The organism is Rhodovulum visakhapatnamense (assembly GCF_004365965.1).
GTDB classification, from domain to species: Bacteria; Pseudomonadota; Alphaproteobacteria; order Rhodobacterales; family Rhodobacteraceae; genus Rhodovulum; species Rhodovulum visakhapatnamense.
In genome coordinates this window covers 82,746-107,751 of the sequence record NZ_SOEB01000008.1, presented here as the reverse complement: position 1 = coordinate 107,751, position 25,006 = coordinate 82,746, and the positions used below count along the sequence as shown (strand labels likewise).

General features: G+C 68.8%; 19 protein-coding genes. 8 read left to right on the top strand and 11 right to left on the bottom strand.

Features of this window, described 5'->3' with window-relative positions:
* Positions 1-5: 5 nt before the first annotated feature.
* Positions 6-1,688, bottom strand: a complete 1,683-nt coding sequence (locus EV657_RS09355; RefSeq protein ID WP_113670793.1) for an acyl-CoA dehydrogenase family protein — start codon at positions 1,686-1,688, stop codon at positions 6-8.
* Between the two features lie 160 nt (positions 1,689-1,848).
* Here EV657_RS09355 and EV657_RS09350 point away from each other — a divergent pair, with 160 nt between their 5' ends.
* A complete protein-coding gene (locus EV657_RS09350) occupies positions 1,849-2,610 on the top strand; it encodes a sulfite exporter TauE/SafE family protein (RefSeq protein ID WP_113670792.1) in 762 nt (253 codons plus the stop codon).
* A gap of 351 nt (positions 2,611-2,961) precedes the next feature.
* Here EV657_RS09350 and EV657_RS09345 read toward each other — a convergent pair whose 3' ends face one another.
* The 3 genes from EV657_RS09345 to ubiA form a co-directional block, all read right to left on the bottom strand.
* A complete protein-coding gene (locus EV657_RS09345) occupies positions 2,962-3,288 on the bottom strand; it encodes a hypothetical protein (RefSeq protein ID WP_075786816.1) in 327 nt (108 codons plus the stop codon).
* Positions 3,275-5,326 carry an OmpA family protein gene (locus EV657_RS09340; protein ID WP_134077726.1) on the bottom strand — a complete coding sequence of 684 codons (2,052 nt, stop codon included), beginning with the start codon at positions 5,324-5,326 and terminating at the stop codon, positions 3,275-3,277. The genes EV657_RS09345 and EV657_RS09340 overlap by 14 nt, the downstream gene beginning before the upstream one ends.
* A gap of 66 nt (positions 5,327-5,392) precedes the next feature.
* Complete coding sequence (gene ubiA / locus EV657_RS09335; protein WP_113670790.1) at positions 5,393-6,382, bottom strand: 4-hydroxybenzoate octaprenyltransferase; 990 nt, start codon at positions 6,380-6,382, stop codon at positions 5,393-5,395.
* Positions 6,383-6,395: 13 nt separating this feature from the next.
* On the opposite strand from ubiA, the gene EV657_RS09330 reads away from it, so the two are divergent.
* The 6 genes from EV657_RS09330 to EV657_RS09305 all read left to right on the top strand — a co-directional run bounded on the left by EV657_RS09330 (position 6,396) and on the right by EV657_RS09305 (position 12,476).
* The gene (locus tag EV657_RS09330; protein WP_134077725.1) at positions 6,396-7,130 is read left to right on the top strand and encodes a 16S rRNA (uracil(1498)-N(3))-methyltransferase; all 735 of its coding nucleotides are present in this window, start codon (positions 6,396-6,398) and stop codon (positions 7,128-7,130) included.
* Positions 7,127-7,648 carry a hypothetical protein gene (locus EV657_RS09325; RefSeq protein ID WP_134077724.1) on the top strand — a complete coding sequence of 174 codons (522 nt, stop codon included), beginning with the start codon at positions 7,127-7,129 and terminating at the stop codon, positions 7,646-7,648. The genes EV657_RS09330 and EV657_RS09325 overlap by 4 nt, the downstream gene beginning before the upstream one ends.
* 61 nt (positions 7,649-7,709) lie before the next feature.
* The gene (locus tag EV657_RS09320; protein WP_134077723.1) at positions 7,710-9,080 is read left to right on the top strand and encodes a glutamate--cysteine ligase; all 1,371 of its coding nucleotides are present in this window, start codon (positions 7,710-7,712) and stop codon (positions 9,078-9,080) included.
* Between the two features lie 189 nt (positions 9,081-9,269).
* The gene (locus tag EV657_RS09315) at positions 9,270-10,226 is read left to right on the top strand and encodes a siderophore-interacting protein (RefSeq protein ID WP_113670787.1); all 957 of its coding nucleotides are present in this window, start codon (positions 9,270-9,272) and stop codon (positions 10,224-10,226) included.
* A 124-nt stretch (positions 10,227-10,350) separates the two neighbouring features.
* On the top strand, positions 10,351-11,064 hold the full coding sequence (locus EV657_RS09310; RefSeq protein ID WP_113670786.1) for a tellurite resistance TerB family protein: 714 nt from the start codon (positions 10,351-10,353) through the stop codon (positions 11,062-11,064).
* 104 nt (positions 11,065-11,168) lie between these two features.
* Complete coding sequence (locus tag EV657_RS09305) at positions 11,169-12,476, top strand: short-chain fatty acid transporter (protein WP_075786809.1); 1,308 nt, start codon at positions 11,169-11,171, stop codon at positions 12,474-12,476.
* Here EV657_RS09305 and EV657_RS09300 read toward each other — a convergent pair.
* Entirely contained in the window at positions 12,448-13,833 is a 1,386-nt protein-coding gene (locus EV657_RS09300) for a sensor histidine kinase (protein WP_134077722.1), read from the bottom strand. The two genes, EV657_RS09305 and EV657_RS09300, sit on opposite strands and share 29 nt — an antisense overlap.
* A gap of 1 nt (position 13,834) precedes the next feature.
* Positions 13,835-14,506, bottom strand: a complete 672-nt coding sequence (locus tag EV657_RS09295; RefSeq protein WP_113670784.1) for a winged helix-turn-helix domain-containing protein — start codon at positions 14,504-14,506, stop codon at positions 13,835-13,837.
* Between the two features lie 230 nt (positions 14,507-14,736).
* Between EV657_RS09295 and EV657_RS09290 the strand changes: the two genes are divergently transcribed.
* Entirely contained in the window at positions 14,737-15,879 is a 1,143-nt protein-coding gene (locus EV657_RS09290; protein WP_134077721.1) for a Do family serine endopeptidase, read from the top strand.
* A 469-nt stretch (positions 15,880-16,348) separates the two neighbouring features.
* Here EV657_RS09290 and EV657_RS09285 read toward each other — a convergent pair whose 3' ends face one another.
* From EV657_RS09285 to EV657_RS09265, 5 genes are all read right to left on the bottom strand, one after another.
* Entirely contained in the window at positions 16,349-17,881 is a 1,533-nt protein-coding gene (locus EV657_RS09285; protein ID WP_113670782.1) for an acetyl-CoA hydrolase/transferase family protein, read from the bottom strand.
* Positions 17,882-18,391: 510 nt separating this feature from the next.
* Positions 18,392-21,472: an efflux RND transporter permease subunit gene (locus EV657_RS09280; protein WP_166673681.1), complete on the bottom strand. Its 3,081-nt coding sequence runs from the start codon at positions 21,470-21,472 to the stop codon at positions 18,392-18,394.
* On the bottom strand, positions 21,469-22,539 hold the full coding sequence (locus tag EV657_RS09275) for an efflux RND transporter periplasmic adaptor subunit (protein WP_134077720.1): 1,071 nt from the start codon (positions 22,537-22,539) through the stop codon (positions 21,469-21,471). The genes EV657_RS09280 and EV657_RS09275 overlap by 4 nt, the downstream gene beginning before the upstream one ends.
* A complete protein-coding gene (locus EV657_RS09270) occupies positions 22,536-23,573 on the bottom strand; it encodes an efflux RND transporter periplasmic adaptor subunit (RefSeq protein ID WP_165828188.1) in 1,038 nt (345 codons plus the stop codon). Before EV657_RS09270 ends, EV657_RS09275 begins: the two co-directional genes overlap by 4 nt.
* A gap of 151 nt (positions 23,574-23,724) precedes the next feature.
* On the bottom strand, positions 23,725-24,954 hold the full coding sequence (locus tag EV657_RS09265; RefSeq protein WP_134077719.1) for a TCR/Tet family MFS transporter: 1,230 nt from the start codon (positions 24,952-24,954) through the stop codon (positions 23,725-23,727).
* Positions 24,955-25,006 lie beyond the last annotated feature (52 nt).

Below are 25,006 nucleotides of genomic sequence, written 5' to 3'. Positions count from 1 at the left end.
TCGGGTCAGCCCAGCACCCGGCGCGCGATGACTTGCGCCTGGATCTCGGCGGCACCCTCGAAGATGTTCAGGATGCGCGCGTCGCACAGGATGCGGCTGATCGTGTATTCCAGCGCGAAGCCGTTGCCGCCATGGATCTGCAGCCCGTTATCGGCGGCCGCCCAGGCGACGCGGGCGCCCAGAAGCTTGGCCATCCCGGCCTCGAGGTCGCAGCGCCGGTCATGGTCCTTTTCCCAGGCCGCGAAATAGGTCAGCTGGCGCGCCACCATGATCTCGACCGCCATCATCGCCAGCTTGTCGGCGACGCGGGGGAAGGCGATCAGCGGCTTGCCGAACTGCTTGCGGTCCTCGGCATAGCGCATCGAGACATCAAGCGCCGACTGCGCCACGCCGATGGCGCGCGCGGCGGTCTGGATCCGGGCCGATTCGAAGGTCTGCATGAGCTGCTTGAAGCCCTGGCCCTCGACCCCGCCCAGAAGGTTCTCGGCCGGGACCGCGAACTTGTCGAAGCCAAGTTCGTATTCCTTCATGCCGCGATAGCCCAGAACCTCGATCTCGCCGCCGGTCATGCCGGGGGTGGGGAAGGGGGTGTCCTCGGTCCCGGGGGTCTTTTCCGCCAGGAACATCGAGAGGCCCTTGTAATCGGTCGTCTCGGGGTCGGTCCGCGCCAGCAGAGTCATCACATGCGCGCGCGCGGCATGGGTGATCCAGGTCTTGTTGCCGGTCACCTCGTAGCTGTCGCCCGCCTTGACCGCGCGGGTCCGGAGCGCGCCCAGGTCGGACCCGGTATTGGGTTCGGTGAAGACTGCCGTGGGCAGGATCTCGCCCGAGGCGATCCTGGGCAGCCAATGCGCCTTCTGGTCGTCGGTGCCACCGCACAGGATCAGCTCGGCCGCGATTTCCGACCGGGTGCCGAGGCTGCCCACGCCGATATAGCCGCGCGACAGTTCTTCGGAGACGACGCACATGGAGGCCTTCGAGAGGCCGAAGCCGCCGAATTCCTCGGGGATGGTCAGGCCAAAGACGCCCAGCTCGGCCATCTCCTCGATGATCTCCATCGGGATCAGCTGATCCTTCAGGTGCCAGTCATGGGCATTGGGCTCGACCCGGTCGAGGGCAAAGCGGCGGAACTGTTCGCGGATCATTTCAAGCTCGTCGTCGAGCCCGGTCGCGCCCAGCGTGACATTGGCGACCTGCTCGCGCATCAGCGCGACCAGACGGGCACGGGCGGCGGGCGTGTTGCCGCCCCGGATCAGCGCGGTCACCGCATCGGAATAGAAGGCGTGATGGGCCTCGGACGAAACGCCCAGTTCGGGCAGGCGGACGATCTCGCCCTGGCTCATCGGGATGCCGCCTGCGATCTGGGCCAGGTATTCACCGAAGGCGATCTGCAGGATCAGCTGTTCGATTTCGCCGAACTTGCCCTGTTCGGTCAGCCGTCCGGCCCAGGCCTGCATCTGGCGCAGCGCCTGGGCATAGGTCGCGAGCCAGGCCAGCCCGTGGGCGGCGTGCTGTTCGGCCTCGACCAGGCGGCCCGAGACGCGGCCCTCTTCGGTCACGCGGGCGGCAAGCGCGGTGCGCGCGGCCTCGGTCACCGCCTCGACCGGCCCGAGCGCGGCCTCGGTCAACGTCAGAAGATCGGCGAGAAGCGCCTGTTCGGCGGGCCTGTCCTGACCGTCATGGGGCATGAATCGTCTCCTTCCTTCGGGCTTGCCGTGACATAGGGCTTTCGCAGATGCAGCGCAACAAAAATTCAATTGTATTGCATGTTTTGAAGGATAATGACCCGTCCATTTTGCGGCTGCGGCATGAGCCGGTCCGGGCTATAGCCAGAGCGGGGAGGCGCGCATGATCCTGGGTATCGACACGGACCTTTTCGCCGCCGCGCTGGCGGTGGCGCTTCTGGCGGGCTTCGTCAAGGGTGCGGTGGGCTTTGCCATGCCGATGATCATGATCTCGGGCCTGTCGAGCTTTCTGCCCGCCGATCTGGCGCTGGCCGGACTGGTGTTGTCAACGCTTTTGACCAACATCGCGCAGGCCTTCCGGCAAGGGGCTGCGGCAGCCTGGGGCTCGGTCCGGCGCTACCGGCTGCTGATCGGTTGCGTGGTGCTGGCGATCGCCCTCAGCGCGCCGCTGGTCGCGATCCTGCCCGACCGGGTCATGTATCTGCTGATCGGGCTGCCCATCGCCGCCTTCACGGTGTCGCAACTGGCTGGGCGGCAACTGATCCTGCCCGCCCGCCACCGCGCCCGGGCCGAGATCGCGATGGGGCTGACGGGCGGGTTCTTCGGCGGCATCTCGGGGGTCTGGGGGCCGCCGGTCATCGCCTATCTGCTGTCCTTCAACACCGAAAAGACCGAGATGGTCCGGGTGCAGGGCGTCGTCTTCCTGATCGGGGCGGTGATGCTGCTGCTGGCGCATCTGGGCTCGGGCGTCCTGAACGGGCATAGCCTGCCGTTCTCGGCGGCGCTGGTGCTGCCCGCGGCGCTGGGCATGTGGGCGGGGGTCAGGCTGCAGGACCGGCTCGACCCCGGCCGGTTTCGCCGTGCCACGCTTGTCGTGCTGGCGGTGGCGGGGCTGAACCTGATCCGGAAGGGGCTGATGGGCTGAGGTCGCAGCCCGAGCCTTGGCTGGGGCTGCATTCCGCAGAGTCCCAGACCCTTTCAGGTTTGACCCAAGCTCGAGACCGGAGGCGATCCTGAGAAGACGCCCCCAGACAGGCGCAACCTGATCGGAAAGGTCCGGGCGCCGAGGCCCGCGCGCTGACCAATCCGTCACGCATCATCAGGCCTGCGCGCGATCCCTGCCTCCCTGCCGAGCGGCACAAGGTCGAGAATTTCCTCCGGACGATCAGACGGCTTCGGCGGATCGCCCTGCGCAGCGAAAGCCCTTCGCCGGGCGGAGGGGCATCGTGCGTCCCGTCTCGGCCCCCGACCGGCCCAAGGGGAATGCAGACAGGACCTAGCGGGCGTTGATCCGTTCGATATAGGCGCGCAGCTCCTCGGCCTCCTGGCGGGCATGTTGCAGCCCGTCCATCGCCGCGTTCAGCTCGGCCTCGGTCTGGTTGAGCTGGTTGGTCAGCTCGGCCTCGCGCTGGTTCAGATAGCCCACCGCCTGATCGCGGGCCTCCTCGGCCTCGTGCAGCGCATGGGCCATGCGGTCCAGTTCGCCCATGTCGGCGGTGGTGGTGCGCCCCAGCCGCTGCACCAGCCAGCAGGCGACCCAGCCAAGCGCGAAGGCCACGAACAGCATGACGCTGGTGACCAGAATGAATTCAGTCCTGTCCATCGATCTGGTCCTCTTCACCGGCATCGGCCGGGTCCTCTGCGTCCCGGGCAGTGTCGTCTACCCCGGTCTCGGGCCCGGTTTCGGCCCCGATATCGTCCTGGGGTTCGGTCCCGGTTTCGTCCTCTCCCTCGGCTTCACCTTCGGCCTCGGACGTCGTCTCGTCGCCGGTATCGGTGGCTTGCGCTTCGGTGTCTTCGGCTTGGGGCGCGTCGGGGTCGGCGTCTTCGATCAGGTGGAACTCGATCCGCCGGTTGGCCTCGCGGCCCTCCTCGGTGTCGTTCCCGGCGACCGGATTGTCCTCGCCATAGCCCTTGGCGGTCAGGTTGCCGACCAGAATGCGGCGGGCCATCAGCGCGTCGACCACCGCATTGGCGCGGGCCTGGCTGAGCCGCAGGTTCATCTCGTCCCGGCCCTGGCTGTCGGTATAGCCCGCGATCTCCATCCTGGCGCGGGGGCAGCCGCGCAGGATATCGGCGATCTCGTCGACCACGCGCAGGGACGCGCCGTCGATGGTGGCCGAGCCCGGGTCGAAGGTGATCTTGTTCTCGGCCAGAACGGCACCGATCTGTTCCACACAGGCGGCCGGATCGGCAAGCGCCGCGCCGGGCGTTTCGGGGGGCTTGCGATAGGTGATCTGCAGCCCGAAGTTCTGCGCATCGCCCAGCCGGTCCGACAGGATCTGCGCGACCCGGGCGCGCGCGGTTTCGTCTTCGGTCAGCCCGTTGATCTGCACGAAATCGGGCTGCACCACGGCCGAGCCGTTCCGGAGCTGCGACAGCGCCTCGAGCCCGGCCAGAACCCGCATCGGCCAGCCTTCGGGCAGCGCGGGATCGAGCCGCAGCGCCGAATGCACATGTTCGCCGCCAAAGCGCGACCGGGCATAGCTTTCGGTCGCGTCGCGCACCATCTGATCGGTCACCCGGCCGCGCATCTGCACCAGGCCCTCGGGGCTCAGCGTCGCCACGAACTCGGCCGGGCCGGGGGCGGCGCCGTCGGTCTTGACCGGGGCGGGCAGAACGGTGTGCAGGGTGAAGGCCTCGGGCAGGTCGGCCTTGAGCGCGGCGCTGGCCCGGTCGAACAGGGCGTTCTGGGTCCCGGCAGCGGCGACCAGCGTCACGTCCGTATCCGAAAAGGTCAGGCTTCCGCCGCCCAGCTCGGCCAGCGCCGCGATGCCACCGGCCGCGGCCGTGCCCCAGTCGGCCGAGGGGGCGCCAAGCCCCAGCGTGCAGGTGGCGTCGTCGGGCGCACCCGCTTCGCGCGCGGCGGCGAGGATCAGCGCGGCCGCGCCTTCGGTATCAGCGGCGCAGGCATCGAAACGCGCGCCCGCCTCGTCCATCAGGAAGCGCAGGGTGAAGGGGGCGATGGTCGGGCGTGGCGCCGAGATGTCCAGAGCCAGATCGAGCCCCTTCGGCGCAGCGGCGCGCAGCTCGCGCTCAAGCCGCGCCTTGTCCTGGGGGCTGTCCGAAATCGCGGTGACGGCGACCCGGTTCGCGGTGATCGAGATCTTCGAACGTTTCAGCCGGTCGAGCGCGATCAGACCGAAGTCAAGCGCGGCGTCCCAGCCACGGGGGGCGGCATCGTCGGCGCTGTCCATCATGTCGGTGACCGGCAGGCGCCCGGCGATCCGGGCCAGCTCGGCGGCCAGGTCCTCGGTGCGCGACTTGCGCGGGATCAGGCCGATCACGGAAATGCCGGTGTCGTTGCGCAGAAGCTCGACCGAAAAGCGCGGCCCGTCCAGCGGTGTCGGCGCGGCCACCTCGATATCGTCGATCAGGTTGGTGCTGTCGACCACGCTGCCCGCGGCGGCAAGCGCATGGAACCGGGCGGCCTCGTCCGGGGCGGTGCCGGACAGATGCATCAGCATGCCGTCGGCCCGCACATTGGCCCAGGGGATGCCGCGGTCGGTCAGCGCCGCCCGCACCGACTGGCGGGTATGGGATTCGATCCAGTTGACCGCAAGCAGCGCCGCGCCGAGGCAAACGGCTGCGGCCAGCGCAAAGACGGCGGGGGCGATCAGCTTCGACAGGAGGTGGCGCATCGGCCGGTCCGGGCTTTGGGGGTCATCGAAGGCCTTTCATCGCTTGGGGGCGGGACAGCGCTTCGGTCAGGCGAGGATCGCGAGACCGAAGCACAGCACCGGGATCAGCCCGGCATCGCGGTTGCTGCGGAACAGCGACAGGCAGCGGTCGGTGTTCTCGGTATCGAGGCGCCGAAGCTGCCAGGACATGTGCAGCGCGAAACCCGCGGTGCCGATCAGCCCCATGAAGGCCGCCGTGCCGCCGGCCGGGTGCAGGAGCGCCAGCAGCACCGCCAGCACCATCAGCGCGGTCGCTCCGAGCAGGAACTGCTGCAGTCGGACGGGCGTGTTTTCGGCAAAGAGCCGCGCGGTCGACTTGACGCCGATCAGGGCGTCGTCCTCCTTGTCCTGATGGGCATAGATGGTGTCGTAGAAGATCGTCCAGGCGATGCCCGCCAGATACAGCAGGACCGGGGCGAGGCTCAGGCTGCCAGTATGGGCGACCCAGGCCAGCATCGCGCCCCAGTTGAAGGCGAGCCCCAGAAAGACCTGCGGCCACCAGGTGAACCGCTTGGCGAACGGGTAGATCGCCACGAGCGCCAGCGAGCCCACGCCCATCGCGATGGTTGCCCAGTTGAAGGTGATGAGGATGAAGAAGGCCGCCAGCGACTGGATCACCATCCAGAAGACCGCCTGCGCGACCGTGACCTGCCCCGACGGGATCGGGCGCGAGCGGGTCCGCGCGACCTCGCCGTCGATGTTGCGGTCGGTGATGTCGTTCCAGGTGCAGCCCGCGCCGCGCATCAGGAAGGCGCCGATGCCGCAGCCCAGCACGATCCACAGATCGATCCAGCGGAACCCGGTCGAGGCCGCGGCCAGCGTCACGCCCCAGAGGCAGGGCAGGTACAGAAGCCAGGTGCCGACCGGGCGGTCGGCGCGCGACAGCCGAAGATAGGGGCGGGTCCAGACGGGGGCGAGCCGATCGACCCAGTTGCCCTTGACGGCATCGGCGACCTGGCCGTCCACGGCTCTGTCCCGGGCGTTGTGGCCCTCTGGCGTTTCGGCGGTGTCGGACATAACAATGGCCCCCATGAACGATCTTCGGTCAGCAAGAATCCGGCTCTATGTAGAGCAGCCCTTGGGGGAAGGGCAAACCGTTCCTCTGACGGGCGATCAGGCGCATTACCTGTTCGCCGTGATGCGGCTGGTTCCGGGCGACCCGGTGCTGGTTTTCGACGGCAAATCAGGGGAATGGCTGGCCGAGGTGGTCGAGGCGAAGAAGCGCGCAGGGGTGCTGATCTGCCGCGAAAACACCCGTCCGCTGCAGCTTCCGCCCGATCTGTGGCTGTGCTTCGCGCCGATCAAGAAAACGCGAACGGATTTCATCGTCGAGAAGGCGGCCGAGCTGGGGGCGGCCCGGATCTGCCCGGTGCAGACCGATTTCACCAATTCCGAACGTATCCGCCGCGACCGGCTTCAGGCCCATGCCGTCGAGGCGGCCGAGCAATGCGGCGGCACCTATGTCCCCGAGGTCGCCGATCTGCAAAAGCTGTCCGATCTGCTGGATGCCTGGCCCGAGGGCCGCAGGCTGATGTTCTGCGACGAGGCGCTGGTGGGCGCAGGGCAGGCGCTGGGTGCGGCGCCGAAGGCCCCGTGGGCGATCCTGATCGGGCCCGAGGGCGGGTTTTCCGACGGCGAACGCGCGCGGCTCCGGGCCTTGCCCTTCGCCCATCCGGTCAGGCTCGGCCCGCGGGTATTGCGCGCCGATACCGCCGCCGTGGCCGCGCTGACCGTCTGGCAGCAGGCGCTGGGGGACTGGGGGTGAGCTTTCTGCGGCCCGAGGCGGTCGCGGCTCTCCGGCGCCGGCGCGAGGTGATCGCGGCGGGCGCCGTCGCGCTGGCCGGGCTCTGGATCTTCGGGCTGGGCGGCTATCTTCTCCAGGCGCTGGGTCTGCTGACGGGTGCGCTGGGCGCGGGGCTCGGCTTCGTCGCGATCCGCCGTAACCGGTTCCGCATTCCGGGCAATGGCCCTGGGATCGTGCAGGTCGACGAGGGCCAGATCACCTATCTGGCGCCCCGGGGTGGCGGCTTTGTCGCGCTGAGCGAGATTACCCGCATCGAGATGGTCTTCGACGAGACCGGCGCGCGCGGCTGGCGGCTGAGCCAGACACGGTTTCCGGAGGTCACGATTCCCGCCTCGGCCAGCGGCGCCGACGCGCTGTTCGACGTGTTCATGGCGCTGCCCTGCGCCAATCCCCGCGCGATCCTCTCGGCGCTCGACCGCAGCCCCGCCGACGGCCCGGTGACGGTCTGGTCGAGGATCGTCCGTCCGGCCTTGACTTGAGCCCGCCCGCGACGCAGGTCTTGGCCGGAACACGAGCGAACAATCTGGAGGCCGCTGGCCCATGTCCATTCCCCAGTCAGGCGGCGGCCCGATCGAATCCCATGCGCAACTGACCGAGTATCTGGCCGCAGGCTGCAAGCCCAAGGCCGACTGGCGGATCGGCACCGAGCACGAGAAGTTCGGCTATTGCAAGGATGCGCTGAAGCCCATTCCCTATGACGGCCCGCGCTCGGTCAAGGCGGTGCTGGAAGGGCTGCGCGACCGCCATGGCTGGGCGCCGGTGATGGAGGGCGAGAACCTCATCGGGCTGCAGAAGGACGGGGCCAATGTCAGCCTCGAGCCGGGCGGCCAGCTGGAACTGTCGGGCGCGCCGCTCGAGACCATCCACCAGACCTGCGACGAGGTCACCGAGCATCTGCGCGAGGTGAAAGGCGTCGCCGACGAGATCGGCGTCGGCTTCATCGGGCTCGGTGCCGCCCCGATCTGGAGCCATGAGGACATGCCGATGATGCCCAAGGGGCGCTACCGGCTGATGACCGATTACATGGACCGGGTCGGGACCATGGGCAAGACGATGATGTACCGGACCTGCACGGTCCAGGTTAATCTCGATTTCGGTTCCGAGGCTGACATGGTGCAGAAGCTGCGGGTGGCGCTGGCGCTGCAGCCTGTCGCGACTGCGCTTTTCGCCAATTCGCCCTTTCTCGACGGCAAGCCCAACGGCATGAAATCCTGGCGCAGCCGGGTCTGGCGCGATCTCGATGCCGCGCGCACCGGCATGCTGCCCTTCGCCTTCGAGGACGGGTTCGGCTTCGAGCGCTATGTCGATTACGCGCTCGATGTGCCGATGTATTTCGTCTATCGCGACGGCCGCTATATCGACGCGCTGGGCCAGTCCTTCCGCGATTTCATGGCAGGCCGTCTGCCCGCGCTGCCGGGCGAGGTGCCGACGCTGTCGGACTGGGCCGATCACCTGACCACGATCTTCCCCGAGGCGCGGATGAAGAAATTCATCGAGATGCGCGGCGCCGATGGCGGGCCCTGGCGCAGGCTTTGCGCGCTGCCCGCGCTCTGGGTCGGGCTGACCTACGATCAGGGTGCGCTCGATGCCGCCTGGGATCTGGTCAAGGACTGGGATGCCGAGACCCGCGACGCCTGGCGGGTTGCCGCCGCGACCGACGGCCTTGCCGCCGAGGTGAATGGCGTCAAGATGCTGGGCCTTGCCCGGCAGGTGGTCGATATCGCCCGCGGCGGGCTCAAGGCCCGCGCCCGGCCCGGACTGGGCGGCATGGTGCAGGACGAGCGTCATTTCCTGCATGCGCTGGAGGACAGCGTCGAGACCGGCAAGACCCCGGCCGACGAACTGCTCGAGCATTACCATGGCGACTGGAACGGCGATCTGAGCCGGATCTACGCGGATTTCAGCTACTGACAGCGCGCCGGATCGCGGCCGCGACCCACCTCCCGATCTGTCCTGTCCCCCTCCCCGGGGGGCAGAGCCTCTGTGTCGGCCTGCCCGCGGCCGGGCGGCAAGAAGGCTTTGCATTTCGATTTCGGGTAGTTGATAAAAACACTCGGAAATGAGGTGCGAGCGAAGGGGACCGCATTGAGGATCGAAGAGATGCACCGCACGCGCGGGCGTGTGGCCGAACGCGCCGGAGACGCCATGGCGGCGCTTCGTGCCTGCGCTTCGGAATGGAACCTGGCGGTTTCCGAAACCGCAGAGGGCGTGATCATGGATCTTCCGGGCGCCCGGCTCGTCCTGCAGCCGACCGGGACCGGCCTTGGCATCGAGATCGCCGCCCCCGACGATGTCCATCTGCGCGCGGCGCAGGACAACTTGACCGAAGTGCTGGCCGGAGGTGGCATCGAGATCGGCTGGGACGATGTGGCGGCGGGCGCCCTGGCTCCGGGCCTGTCCATCGGCGAGGTGATTTCCTGCGGGCAGAGCGCGCCGGGCTTTCTGAGGTTGCGGGTCGGGCTGGCCGATGCGGGCCGCTTCGCCTCGGCAGGTCTGCATTTCCGGCTGCTGCTTCCGCCGCTCGATCGGGATCCGATCTGGCCGCAGATCGGCAAGACGGCGCGGGTCGACTGGCCCGACGGGGCCGATGCGCTGCACCGGGCCGTCTATACCGTTGCCGATCTGGGGACGGACTGGATCGACATGGACATCTTCGACCATCCGGACAGTCCGACCTGCACCTGGGTACGCGACGCCGCTCCGGGCGCGCCGGTCGGGATCATGGGGCCGGGCGGCGGCTGGGTGCCCGAGGGCGATCCGGTCTTGCTGTTCGGTGACGAGACCGCGCTGCCCGCGATCCTGCGGATCCTGCGGCTCTCTGAGAACGAGGTGCGGGCCTGGGTCACGGCAAGCCCCGAGGATCTGAGCGCGCTGAACGCCGACCCGAGGGTGAAGCGGGTCGACGACCTTCTGGCCGCGCTGGCCGGAACCGATCCGGGAGAGGCCGGTTTCGTCTGGGTCGCGGCGGGCGAGCGGATCGCGCGCGAGGCCCGCCGTCATCTGACGGAACGCGGCCTGCCGCGCGACCGGTTCTCTGCCGTGGCCTATTGGCGCTGAGGCCGGGGCGGTGCTCGGCTGACGGAGCGCTCGCGGGAAGTTCAGATCGCGTGGGGCCCGTTGCCTTGAAGGGCGGCGGGCCGGTTCATAGCTCTGCTCCGATCACGCGATGGGGAGAGGCGCAATGAACATCGAACGGCTGTTGCAAGAGGCGCTGGGCTCGGGCCAGGCCCGAGGTCAGAAACCGGAGCAGACCCGGGGGCAGGGCGGTTCGGCGCTGCCGGGCGGTCTTGCGGGGGGCGCCGCCGCGGGCGGGCTGGTCGCGCTGCTGCTGGGCAGCAAGAAGGCCCGCAAGCTGGGCGGCAAGGCGCTGAGCTATGGCGGCATGGCCGCGGTCGGCGGGCTGGCCTACAAGGCCTGGCGCGACTGGCAGCAGAACCGCCCTTCGGGGACCGAGGCCGAGCCGCTGCATCTGCCGCCGCCGCCCGCCGATAGCGGCTTCGACATGGCTCAGGAGCGCGACAGCGCCGGGCAGGATTTCCGCCTGGCGGTGCTGCGCGCGATGATCCTCGCGGCGAAATCCGACGGCCATATCGACGGTGCGGAACATGGCCGCATCCGCGACCGGATCGAGGCGCTGGGCCTCGGAGCCGAGGAAAAGGCCACACTGTTCGACAGTTTTGCCGCGCCCGCCGATCCGGCCGAAGCCGCGCGCCCGGCACGGACCGATGCCCAGCGGGCCGAGCTGTATCTGGCCTCTGCCCTGGCCGTCGATCCCGACACGCCCGACGAACGGCGCTATCTCGACGATCTGGCCCGCCATCTGGCCTTGCCCGAGGGCCTGCGCGGGCATCTCGACCTCGAGGCCGAGGCGGCGCGCCGTCAGGTTGGGGCGTGAGCGCCGCTCTTGCATCCTGACGTTGGGGCAGGGCGCAAGATCAGAGGTTTAACTGTCCTCTCCGCGGGCTAGGCTCTGGCGAAAGCCTTCGGGGAGGAGTGGATATGCTTTCGGTTGTGGCAAGACCTCTGGTGCGCGTGTTCGAGCGCTACCTGCCGGACCCCTATGTTTTCGTGATCATCCTGACCATCGTCGTGATGGCGGCCGCGGTGCTGTTCGAGGGCCGCTCGCCGGTCGCGGTGATCGAGATGTGGGGCGACGGCTTCTGGACGTTGCTGTCCTTTTCGATGCAGATGCTGCTGGTGCTGGTGACGGGCTACATGATGGCCTCGACACCGGCGGTGCGCGGGCTTCTGAACCGTCTGGCCGATACTGCCCGCGCCCCGGCCCGCGCGATCCTGCTGGTGACGCTGGTCTCGCTGCTGGCCAGCTGGATCAACTGGGGCTTCGGGCTGGTGGTGGGCGCGCTGCTGGCCAAGGCCGTCGCCCGCCGCGTCGCGGTCGATTACCGGCTGCTGGTCGCCTCGGCCTACTCGGGTTTTCTGGTCTGGCACGGGGGGCTTGCGGGCTCGATCCCGCTGGCGATCGCGACGCCCGGCCATACCTTCGAGGACCAGATCGGGATTATCGGCACGTCCGAGACCATCTTCGCGGCCTTCAACCTGATCATCGTCGCGGCGCTGTTCATTGCCGTCCCGCTGGTCAACTGGCTGATGCTGCCCAAACCCGGACATGAGATGATCGTCGATCCGGCGAAGCTGGAAGAGCCCGAATTCGGCGGCGGGCCGACCCACCGGCCCTCGGACCGGATCGAGAATTCGCCGATCCTGTCCTGGATCATCGGTGGCGCGGGGCTGGCCTGGCTGGTGATCGACCTGCTGGATGGCGGCGGGCTGACGCTGAACTACATCAACTTCCTGTTCCTCTTCGTCGCGATCATCCTGCACGGTACGCCCCGGCGGCTGCTGGATGCGCTGGCCGAAGGGGTCAAGAGCGGCGCGGGCATCGTCATCCAGTTCCCGTTCTATTCCGGCATCATGGCGATCATGGCCGGGTCCGGGCTGGCGGTCTCGATCTCGGACGGGCTGACCTCGTTTGCCAGCGCCGAGAGCCTGCCGTTCTGGAGCTTCATCAGCGCGGGCGTCGTCAACTTCTTCGTGCCCTCGGGCGGCGGACAATGGGTGGTGCAGGCGCCGGTGATGCTGCCTGCGGCCGAGGCGCTGGGCGTCGATCAGGCGCGGGTCGCGATGGCGGTGGCCTGGGGCGATGCCTGGACCAACATGGTGCAGCCGTTCTGGGCCCTGCCGATCCTGGCCATCGCGGGGCTGAATGCCAAGGACATCATGGGCTTCTGCGTCGTTCAGCTGGTCGTGAGCGGGGTCATCATCGCGTTGGGTCTGAGCTTCCTGTGAGGTTGCCCTCGGCCTGCGGAAAGGCAAGCCGCACCCGCAGGCCGGGGCCGTTGTCCTCAAGCGTCAGGCGCGCGCCATGCAGCCCGGCAATGGCCGCGACCAGCGACAGGCCCAGCCCGTGGCCCGGCGTCGTGCGGCTGCGTTCCAGCCGGTAGAGCCGGCGCAAGACCTTGTCGCGTTCGCCATCGGGCACGCCGGGGCCGTCATCGGCCACGCTCAGGGCCGGAGGATCGGCGCTGACGGCGATGTCGATCCGGCGGCCCTCGGGGGTGTGGCGCAGCGCATTCTCGACCAGATTGGCCAGCGCCTGGGCGATGAGGCTCGGCTCGCCCCGGATGGTGGGCCCGGTTTCGGGGCTGGACAGGCTAAGCCGGTGGCCGGCATCCTCGACCGAGGGCTGGTAAAGCTCGACCACCTGCCGCACGGTGAGGCCCAGATCGAAGGGCTGGAACCGGGCCGAGGCCTGACCGCCCTCGATCTGGGCGATCTCCAGCATGGCGCGGAAGACCGACACCGCGCGGTCGACCTCGGCGCTGGCGCGGTCGGCCAGCTCGGCCGGATCGCCCTCGTCGGGCAGCCGCGCGCGCAGGTCCTGAAGCAGCACCGAAATCCGCTGGAGCGGTGTGCGCAGGTCATGGGCGATGTCGGCGGTGACCTGGCGCAGCGCCTCGGTTGCGGCCTGCTGCCGGGCGGCGAGCCGGTTCACCCCGGCACCGATCCGCGACAGGTCGTCGGCCGGGGCCTGGTCGGGCGGCAGCCGGGCGCTGAGATCGCCCGCCGAGAGCCGGTTCAGCGTCGCTTCGATGCCATCCACGCGACGCGCGGTGCGCCGGGCGATCAGCACGCCGACGCCCAGCGAAATCAACACTGTCGGGCCGAGGCTGAAGGCCAGAAGCGACAGGAAGGTGCGGCGCAGCTCGGCGATGGGGGCGAGGCTTTCGGCCACGATCAGAAGCCCGCCCGCCAGCGGCCGGGCCTCGTGCAGGTAACCCGCAGCCCCCAGCGGCTGGTCGCCCGGGCCCAGATGGATGTCGCTGCCCTCAAGCGTGGCGCGGGCATTGCCCACCTGCCGCCCGTCGGCCGCCAGAAAGACCGTGATCGTCTTGGCCGGATCGGCCGCCCGCGCCCGCGCCCGCACGATGGCCGACAGCGCCGCGGGCGTGGCACTGAGGTCGAAGCTGGCCAGTTCGGCGTCGAGATCCGCGCGGATCGACCGGGCCAGATCGGCGCGGAGCGTCAGATAGGCCCCGCCCAGCGACAGAAGGTTCGCAAGGGCCACCACCGCCACCAGCGCCAGCGCCTGCCGGACGGGGGTCGAGCGCAGCAGGTGCGTAAGCGAGGCCGCGCGGGCGCCCATCTCAGTCGCCGATCCGGTAGCCCGCGCCGCGCACGGTCGCGATCAGTTCCTTGTCGAAGGGCTTGTCGACCTTGGCGCGGAGCCGGCTGATATGGGTTTCGACCACATTGGTCTGGGGGTCGAAATTGATGTCCCAGACCGATTCCAGCAGCATGGTGCGGGTCTGCACCCGGCCCTTGTGGCGCAGCAGATGCTCGAGCAGCGCGAATTCGCGGGGCAATAGGTCGATCCGGCGGCCCGCGCGGCTGACGGTGCGGCGGACCAGATCCATCTCCAGATCGGCCGCCTTCAGCACGGTTTCGGTCTCCTGCATCGGCGGGCGGCGCCCCAGGGCCTCGATCCGGGCCGAGAGTTCTCCGAAGGCGAAGGGCTTGACCAGATAGTCATCTCCGCCCGCCCTCAGCCCGTCGATGCGGTCGTCGACCCCGCTCATCGAGGTCAGGAAGATCGCGGGCGTGGTGACATGGGCGGCGCGCAGCGCGCGCACCAGCGACAGCCCGTCCAGTTCGGGCAGCATCCGGTCGACCACCATCACGTCATAGGCGGTGGCCAGCGCCCGGGTCAGCGCGTCGCGGCCATTGTCCAGGCAATCGACCGAATGGCCCTCCTCGCCCAGCCCGCGGGCGATGAACTGGGCGGTGGTGGGATCGTCCTCGACGACGAGCAATTTCATGGCGAACGGCCTCCGGACCCCGATCCTTGACGCGACTGGCCCTCACTATGGCGCCGCGCGGGGGGCGTTCAACCGCCTCTGCGCCCGGGTTTCGGCCCTGTCACCGGCACGTGAGAGCGATTGCAGGAATGTAATCGGCGCGGGGATGCCGCCGCAATCCGGGGGCGCCATCTTGGGTCCGCAACCGGCGTCACGGCCGGAAGGATGCCCCAGTTCAGGAGACCAAGGACATGTCGAACAAAGCCAAGCGCAATGCCGTTTCGGCCGTGGCGCTCGCCGCGCTCCTCGGGGCGACGGCGGGGATCGGGCTCGACCATGCGGTGCCGGCGGCCAATGCCGCGACGGCGCCCGAAGGCGGGTATGTCGATCTGGTGGCGCGGGTCGCGCCCGCCGTCGTGACCATCGAGGTCGAGAAGACCGCGCCGCAGGCCCAGCTGCAGACCTTCCAGTTCCCCGACGGCTTCCCGATGGAGGAATTCGCCCGCCGCTTCGGCCTGCCGATGCCCGGCTATCCGCAAGGCCCGCGGGGCGAGGCGCCGCGTCTGAAGGGCGTCGGCACCGGCTTCATCGTCTCGCAGGATGGCAAGGTGGTGACCAACGCCCATGTGGTCGACGGCGCCGACAGCGTGACCGTGACCCTGGCCGATGGGCGCAGCTTCGACGGCAAGGTGCTGGGCGCCGACACGGCCTCGGACATCGCGCTGGTCTCGATCGACGGCCAGAACCTGCCCCATGTCGATTTCGGGTCGTCCGACGCGCTGAAGGTCGGTCAGCCGGTGGTCGCTATGGGCAACCCGTTCGGCCTGGGGCAGACCGTCACCAGCGGCATCGTCTCGGCGCTGGGCCGCGACATCAATTCGGGGCCCTTCGACAACTTCATCCAGACCGATGCGGCCATCAACAAGGGCAATTCGGGTGGGCCGCTGTTCAATGAGGAGGGCGAGGTCGTCGGCATCAATACCGCGATCCTGTCGCCCACCGGCGGGTCGGTCGGCATCGGCTTTGCCGTGCCCTCGGACATGGCGAAATCGGTCGTGGCCGACCTTGAGAAAGGCGGTCAGGTCGATCGCGGCTTCCTTGGCGTGCAGATCGGCGGGGTCAGCGAAGAGGTCGCCGCGGCGCTGGGCTTCGACAGCCCGCACGGCACCATGATCGTCGATGTCGCCGCCGACAGCCCGGCCGCCAAGGCGGGGCTGAAGAAGGGCGACATCGTGCTGGCGGTGGACGGCCAGGAGGTCACCGGGCCACGCGATCTGACGCGCTTCATCGCGACCGACGCGCCCGGTACCGATGTGTCGCTGAACGTGTTGCGCGCGGGCAAGTCGATGGATGTCTCCGTCACCCTCGGCAACCGCGCGGATCGGCCGGCCTGACGGCCGGTCGTGACAGGCGGCCGGACGCCACCACCCTCCGGCGTCCGGCCGCGGCCCCGTCTTTCCTTTGTCCGGGCAAGTCCCGTCCCGGGAGGAGGAAGGCTCCGGGCCCTGACATCGCCCGTTCCGACCCTGTTGGCCGGTGCGGCGACCCCGGACCCGATCCTTGCCCCGGGTCCGGTCGGATACTCCCGCGCCCCGGCTGGACACCGGGGTGTAACCTGCCCCGCCCGGCCTCCCCCCGGACGGGGCTTTTTCTTGTGACACGGCGTGCCGACCTGTCCGGACCGCGCGGCCCACGCGTTTGCAAGCGCGCCCGCGCACGGGCCACTGCAGAGGCGATGAAGATCGGAATACAGCAGATTCGGGCGACGCTTGCCGGCGGCAGTCTACCAAGCCTCGACAGGCGGCTGGAAAAGGACGGGCGCGGGGACGCGCGCCCGCCAGAGATGGCGCTGGACGGCCTGGCCTATTCGGCTTGCATCGAGCCGGTCTTGACGAAGCGCAGGTGCCAGGACAGCGCCTCGTCCAGAAGATGCGGCGCGTGCTTGCCGTAAGAGCCTTCCATCGCGCGCTTGTAGTAGTCGCGCAGCGCCGGGCGGAAATCGGGATGGGCGCAGTTTTCGATGATCAGCGCCGCGCGTTGCTTGGGCGCGAGGCCGCGCAGGTCCGCAAGCCCCTGTTCGGTCACGAGGATCTGCACGTCCTGGGCAATGTGATCGACATGGGCCACCTTCGGCACGATGGCCGAGATCTTGCCGTTCTTCGCGGTCGAAGGGGTCATGAAGACCGAGACATAGGCGTTGCGCGCGAAGTCGCCCGAGCCCCCGATGCCGTTCTGAATGCGCGACCCCATCACATGGGTCGAGTTGACGGCGCCGTAGATGTCGGCCTCGATCAGCCCGTTCATCGCGATGCAGCCGAGGCGGCGGACGATTTCGGGGTGGTTCGAGATTTCCTGCGGCCGCAGGATCAGCTTGTCGCGGAACCGGTAGGCATGGTCGTTGAACCACTCCGCAGCGGTGGGGCTCAGCGACAGCGAGGTGGCCGAGGCGCTGCGCAGCTTGCCCGCGTCGAGCAGTTCCAGCATGCCGTCCTGAATGACCTCGGTATAGGCGGTCATGTTCTCGAAGGGCGAATTCATCAGCCCGGTCAGCACCGCGTTGGCGACGTTGCCCACGCCCGATTGCAACGGCAGCAGCTGCGGCGGCAGGCGACCCTTCGAGACCTCGTGCAGGAAGAAGTCCAGCAGATGCCCGGCAATCGACTGCGCCACCTCGTCGGGGGCCTTGAAGGGCGCGTTGCGGTCCGGCGCGTCGGTTTCGACGATGGCGACGATCTTCTTCGGATCGCAGCGGAAATAGGGCTGGCCGATGCGGTCGTTGGGGCTCGACAGCGGGATCGGCCGGCGATGCGGCGGCAGCGCGGTGCCGTAATAGATGTCATGCATCCCGCGCAACGCTTCGCTTTGCCAGTGGTTGACCTCGAGGATGACCTTCTCGGCCTGGTCGAGCCAGGTCTTGTTGTTGCCGATCGAGGAGGACGGAATGAGCTGGCCGTCCGAGGTGATGCCCGAAACCTCGACGATGGCGGTGTCGAGCTTGCCGAGGAAGCCCTGCCACGCCATCGGCGCGACCTGGCTCAGGTGCATGTCGAAATAGTTCATCTCGCCCGCGTTGATCTTTTCGCGGGCGATGGGGTCCGAGTTGTAGGGCAGGCGGAACTCGATGCCCCCGGCCTTGGCCAGAGCGCCGTCAAGCTCGGGGCCGGTCGAGGCGCCGGTCCAGACCTTGACCTGGAACGGGTTGCCCGCGGCATGTTCGGCCTCGATCCGGGCGGCCAGCGCCAGCGGCACCGACTTGGGATAGCCCGATCCGGTGAAGCCGCTCATCCCGATGGTCGATCCGGGTGCAACCAGCGCTGCGGCATCCTCCGCGCTCATCACGCGGTTGCGCAGCGTCGGGTCGCCGATCCTCGATGCGATGGGTTGGGCGATGGTCATGGGCTCCTCCTCCTCGAACTCCCCAACCCGGCCATCCGGTGCGGAGCGGGGAAGTGCTGGTGTTCAGGCGGGAATTCCGGCCCTGGGCGGTCGGAGGGATCCCACGGTTCCGATCTGTTGGACAGACTGCCGCGCCCGACGGCAAGGGTGGATGCCATCATGGCCGCCATGCGCTGAGTGCAATTCTTGTGTTTCGGATGCGTGATTTGAGGGATTTGTGCGCGTGCGGTATAAAATTGCTGTCAGGTGCGATTGTTATCCTGTGCTGCGAGATTGTTTTCAGATGTTCCGGTCTGTCGCGGCAGGGGGGCGATTACATGCGCCTTGCCCAGCCTGCCGTCACGGGCCAGATCCGTCCCGCCATCGACGCCAATCGGCCGTCCCGCCGCCGTCCCGGCGCCGCCGCGCGCTTCGTGGACGAGGGTATACCCACCGAAGAGTCCCCGTCAGGCCGTCTTCCGGTCCGCTGCGAATCATCTGCGAGAGCGGTTTGCCCGGGCCGTCGCGGGCTCAGTTCCCGGTCCCGGCCTTCGGGGCAGAGGCGGCGGGGGCCGGGGGACGAACCCGGAAGACCACGCAATACAGCGCCGGAGCGAACAGCAGGGTGATGCCGGTTCCGGCGATGATGCCGCCCATCATCGCGAAGGCCATCGGCCCCCAGAACACCTCGCGCGCGATCGGGATCAGCGCGAGGCTGGCCGCGGCAGCGGTCAGCAGGATCGGCCGGGCGCGGCTGTCCGAGGCGCCATAGACAGCCTCCCAGGGGCTTTGTCCGGCCCGGATCAGCACGTCGACCTCATGGATCAGGATCACCGCGTTGCGGATCAGGATGCCGACGAGGGCCAGCACCCCCAGCAGCGCGACAAAGCCCAGCGGCGCGCCCGAGGGCAACAGCGCCGCGACCACGCCGATCAGTCCCAGCGGGGCCACGGCCAGCACCACGAACAGCAGCCGGAAGCTTTGCATCTGGATCATGACCAGCGTCAGGATGCTGAGCACCATCACCGGTACCACATCGAGGATCGGGGCCTGGCTTTCGGCGCTGGATTCCTCGGACCCGCCCAGCGCGACGCGGTACTCGGGCGGCAGGTCCTTGGCAAAGGCCGCGATCCGGGGCGTGAGGTCGGCCACGATGGTGGCGGGCTGCTCGTCGGCGCGGATTGCCGCGCCGACGGTGATCGTCGGGACCCGGTCGCGTTGGTGGATTTCCGGCTGTTCGGTGGTCCATTCCAGCCGCGCGATCGACAAGAGCGGGATCGGGTCGCCCGCGGCATTGCCGAATTGCAGCGTCTCGAGCGCGGCGATGGTGGAACGGTCGGCCGCCACGCCCCGGGCCAGCACATCGACCAGCTTGCGACCGTCGCGCAGTTCGGTCACGCCTGCGCCCTCGAACAGACCGTAAAGGGTCTGGGCCACGTCGGACTGGGTCAGCCCGAGCTGGCGCAGCCGCGCCTGATCGAGGATCACCCGCACCACGCGGGCCGGTTCCGACCAGTTCAGGCTGATCGAGGTCAGCCGCGGATCGGCATCCAGCAGCGCCGCCAGATCGCGGGCCCGGTCGCGCAGGGGTTCGATATCGGGGCCGGACAGGCGGTACTGCACCGGCTTGCCGACCGGCGGACCCAGCTCGATCAGGCGGGTGTAGAAATCCGCCTCGGGATGGGCGCGGTCATAGGCCGCGATCTTGGCGCGCAGCCGGTCGCGGGCCTCGAGACCCGGCGTCATCACCATGAGCTGGCCGATATTCTCGCTGGCGGTCGGCTGGTCGAGCGTCAGCACGAAGCGCGGAACGCCGCGGCCGACATAGGCGGTCGAATAGCTGGCCTCGTCCTGCTGGCCGAGCCAGGCCTCGAAATCGGCCATCGCGGCATCGGTTGCGGCAAAGGCGCCGTTCTGGCGCAGCGTGACCTCGACGATGATTTCAGGCCGTTCCGAGGTCGGAAAGAACTGTTTTTCCACATGCCCGAGCCCAGCAACCGAGGCCGCGAAAAGCGCGGAGGTCAGCAGGATCGTCGTCCAGCGAAATCGCATCGCCTTCAGCAGGACCGAGCGGAAGGCCCGGCGCACGCGGCCCGCTGCGCGGTGGGCATGGCGCAGTTTCCTGGGCAGGAAGGTCACGCCGAGGATCGGCGCGAACAGAACGGCGACGATCCAGCTGAGCAAGAGCGAGATCGCAATGACGTAGAACAGCGACCGGGTATATTCGCCCGCCTGGCTGGAATTGAAGGCGATGGGGATGAAGCCCGCGGCGGTGACCAGCGTGCCGGTCAGCATCGGAAACGCAATCGAGGTCCAGGCATAGGAGGCGGCCTTCGTCAGGTTCTCGCCGATTTCGAGCCGCGAAATCATCGTCTCGATGGCGATCATCGCGTCATCGACCAGCAGACCCAGCGCGATGATCAGCGCGCCGAGCGACACCCGCTGCAGTGTGATGCCCATCACGTCGAGCAGCACGAAGGTCATGGCCAGCACCAGCGGGATCGACAGCGTCACCACCATCCCCGCCCGAAGCCCGAGCGAAATGAAGCTGACGGCCAGCACGATCAGCACCGCTTCGGCCAGTGCCTTGGTGAAATGGCCGACCGACTCCTCGACGACCCTGGGCTGGTCGGCGACCTTGTGGACCTCGATCCCGACCGGAAGCCGCTGGGCGACCCCGTCCATCACCGCTTCGAGCTCGGCGCCGAATTTCAGGATGTTGCCGCCCTCGCGCATGCCCACCAGAAGCGCGATGCCTTCATGCCCGTTATAGCGGAAAAGCTCGGCCGGCGGGTCGGCATAGCCCGGGGTCACATCGGCCACATCGGCCAGCGAATAGAAGACATCGCCGGTCCGGAGCGGCGTTGCCGCCAGATCCTCGGCCGAGGCGTATTGCCCGGTGACCCGGATCAGGATGCGTTCGCCCGTCGTGCGGATCGTGCCCGAGGGCACGATGGCGTTTTCCCGCGCCAGCGTGTCCAGCACCGCCTCGCGGTCGAGCCCGAGCGCGGCCAGGCGGCGGTTGGAAAACTCGATATGGATCTCGGGGGCGCGCACACCGACCAGCTCGACCTTGCCGGTCTGGTCGAGCCGCAGGATCTCGGATCGGACATCCTCGACCCGGTCTTCCAGCTCGCGGGGCGTGAAGCCGTCGGCGACGAAGGCATAGATGCTGCCGAACACGTCGCCGAAATCGTCGTTGAAGGAAAAGCCCGCGAATTCCGACGGGAAATCCGCCCGGATGTCCGACATCATGTTGCGGACCCGAAGCCAGGTCGCATCGACCTCTTCGGCGCGCGTGGAATCGCGCAGTTCGACATAGACGACAGACCGGCCGGGATAGGTGACCGAGCGGGTAAACTTGAGCGCGTCGATTTCCTGCAGCTTCTTCTCGATCCGGTCGGTGACCTGGGTCACCGTTTCCTCGGCGGTGGCGCCGGGCAGGGCGGCCGAGACCACCATGACCTTGATCGCGAAGGACGGGTCCTCCTCGCGGCCCATCGACAGATAGGCCAGCGTGCCTGCAACCAGCGAGACCAGCATCAGGAACCAGACCAGCGAGCGGTGGCCGAGCGCCCAGTCCGACAGGTTGAAGCGCGGGCGCAGGCTCATGGGGCCACCCGGGGGCCGACAGCCAGCCCGTCGCGCAGGCAGGCCGCGCCCCTGATCACGATCTCGTCGCCGACCGAAAGGCCTTCGGTGATCTCGATCCGGTCGGCAAGCTGCCGCCCGATGCGGACGGCCACGCGCTCGACCCGTCGGTCGGGCGGCAGCACACGCCAGACCGCCGGATCGGTTTCGGACCCGGTCAGGGCGGTCGCGGGCAGGGTCATCACGGGCAGATCCAGTTGGGCGAGGGTGGCCGACACAAGGCTGCCGATGCGGAAATCGGAATCGCCTTCGGTGATCGTCAGGCGCAACCGCCGGGTGCGGATATTGTCGCCGATGACCGGTTCGACCAGCCGCAGCCGCGCCTTGCGGGGATTGGCGAATTCGGCATGGACCACGACCTCGAACTGCGCATCGCGCGGCAGAACCTGCAGGAATTCGGTCGGCACGTCGATCACCGCCTCGCGGCCCTTCAGATCGGCAAGGGTCAGGATCGGGGTGCCCGCGGCGACCACCGTGCCCTCCTCGACTTCGGTCGAGAGCACGATCCCGTCATTCGGGGCGACCAGCGTGCCATGGCCCAGCGCATCGCGCGCCCGGGCCAGATCGGCCTGGGCGGCCTCGGCCTGGGCCTGGGTCGCATCGCGCGTGGCCTCGGCCTCTTCCAGCTGAGCGCGGGGCGCGATCCCGCGCTCGGCCAGGGTGTTCACGCGCTCGAAGCTTTGACGGGCAAAGGCGGCTTCGGCAAGGGCCGCGCTCAGCGCCGCGCGGGCCGAGGCGACGTCTTCCTGCAGGCTCACCCGATCAAGCGTCGCCAGCACGTCGCCGCCCGCGACGCGGTCGCCGGGATCGACCTCGATCCGGGCGACGCGGCCGATGGTCTGAAAGGCCAGATCGGTGCTGTGCGTGGCCGCGACCACTCCGGCAAAGGCGCGCTTTCGGGTCGGATCGGAACTGACTGTCTCCGAGACCACGGGACGCCCGGTGGCCGGAATGTCGCCGCAGGCCGGGCTTGCCGAGTGGGCGGCCGCGGGAAGGGTCGCAAGGGCAAGAACGAGCAGGCGGATCATTCGGAGCCCTCAAGCGGGCGAACCTCGCGCCCTGGGAAAAGGTACTGGGACCCGGCGCCGACCACGGCTTCGCCCTCGGCCAGGCCCGCGGCAATGCGGATGCCGCCGTCGGTATAGGCGCCGATCTCGACCGGGGCGAGCCGAACCCGGCTGTCGGCGGGGTCGACTGTCCAGACGGCCGGGCCGTCGGCGGTCGCTGTCAGCGCCGTCCAGGGGACCGTTATCGCCGTCTGGCGGGCCAGGGTGACGACCCCAACGACCGGCTGGCCGATGGAAAAGAGCTGCGCGGCCGTGCCATTGATGCGGACCTTGGTCTCGACCGTGCCATTGCCGCCCACGACCGGCGCAAGCTCGCTGACCGGGGCGCTGGTGCCGGGGCCGGGGCCGCCCTCCAGTGGGCTCAGCCGCACGTGGCTGCCCAGAAAGGCGCCGAGTTCGGGGATGTCGGGGACCTGGAACACCGCCTCGCGCGGGCCGCGATTTGCCAGGGTCACCACCGTCTGCCCGGCGGCCATGACCTGGCCCGGCTCGGCCGAGCGGTGGGTCACGATCGCGGGCTCGATGGCGCGCAGCACGGTGTCCTCGGCGGCGCGGGCAGCGACGGCGCGCCGGGCCCTGGCCCCGTTCCGGTCGGACCGGGCCGACAGATAGGCCTGCACCGCGGCATCGAGGTCGGATTGCGTCGTGTTGCCCTCGTCCAGCAGGCGCGTCGCCCGGTCGCGGGCCTGCCGGGCCTGCACCAACGCCGCCTCGGCTGCCTGCAGAGCAGCCGTGGCCGCACGCAGCCGGGCGTTGGCCTCGGTGGGATCGACCTGCGCGATCACGTCATTCCGGTCCAGCTCGTCGCCCGCTTCGACTGCCACCTCGACGATACGGCCGCCGTCCCGGAACGAGGCGGGGTAATCGTCCACCGCCTCGATTGTGCCGGTCAGGGTGTAGGTGGTTTCGGCGGATTCGGCACCGACCCGGATGATTTCCACCGGCAGAGGCTGGTCTGCCCCGGCCGGAGCCGCAGCCAGAAGAAGGGCGCCCAAGGCGCAGATCCCATGCCGAGTTGGTCTCAAGTCGCACTCCGATGCCCGGCGGGCGCGGTTCTCCCACCGGTTCGGGATACCTTTCGCATGGTTTCGAACCTGTCAATACGCGCAGACCCGACCCGGGAGCGGGCCGTGGGGGAAGGACGGGTCAGGCTCCGGCCGTCCGGGGGGCGCCGCGTCGTGCTGCGAAGACGGTGGCGCAGACGATCATCACCCCCGCAGCCAGCAGGAAGGGTCCACCGGGCAGGTGCAGGGGCGCGTCGGGGCGGCTGAACAGGAAGAAGGTCTGGGTCATCACCAGCGGCGAGGCGATCATCGCGACCGACCGCAGCGAACTGACCATGCCCTGCAACTCGCCCTGCTGGTTGTCGTCGGCCGCCTTCGACATCATGCCCAGAAGCGCGGGCGTCACCACCGCGCCAAGCGCGATCATCGGTGTCAGCACCAGAACGGCGGTGCCGTTGCCGATCAGGCCGATGGCGATGAAGGCCAAGAAATTATAGCCAAGCCCGTACCAGACCGCGATCCTCTCGCCCATCACGCGCAGCACGACGCGGATCAGCCCGCCCTGCACGATGGCGACCCCGATCCCGAACATCGCCAGCGAAATGCCGACGGTGCCCGTGCTCCAGCCAAAGCGGTACTGGGTGAAATAGGCCCAGATCGCCGGATAGATGAACATCGCGAATTCATAGAGGAAAAACAGCAGCAGAAGCGGCCGGATGCCGGGCAGGCGGCCGATGGCGCGGAACGCACCCAAGGGGTTTGCGCGGCGCCACTCGAACGGGCGGCGGATGCGGTCGGTGACGGTCTCGGGCAGAACGAGCGCGCCGAAGATCAGGTTCAGCGTGGCCAGCGCCGCGGCGGCCCAGAACGGCGCGCGCGGGCCCAGCTCGCCCAGAAACCCGCCGATGAGCGGCCCGATCACGAAGCCGATCCCGAAAGAGGCGCCGACCATGCCGAAGCGCGCGGCCTTTTCCTCGGGCTTCGAGATGTCGGCCAGAAAGGCGCTGGCCGTGGCCTGCGTCGAGGCGGTGACGCCGCCCACGACGCGCGCGGCCAGCAGCAGCCAGATCGAGCCCGCCAGCGCCATCACCACATAATCGAGCGCCATCGTCGCCAGCGAGATCAGCAGCACCGGGCGGCGGCCGAACCGGTCCGAGAGGCTGCCGACGGTCGGGCCGCAGAGAAACTGCATGACCGCGAAGACGGTGGACAGGACCCCGCCCCAGACCGCTGCCTGGCCAAGGTCCGTGCCGCCGTCGATGTCGCGGATCAGATCCGGCATCACCGGCAGGATCAGCCCGATCCCGATGGCGTCGAGCACCAGCGTCACCAGGATGAAGACGATCGGAAGACGGTTAGGGGGCTGGGGCATGGCGGGCCTTCCGCGGGAAAGAACGCCCTCGGCATAGCCCGGCGGCGTGTCC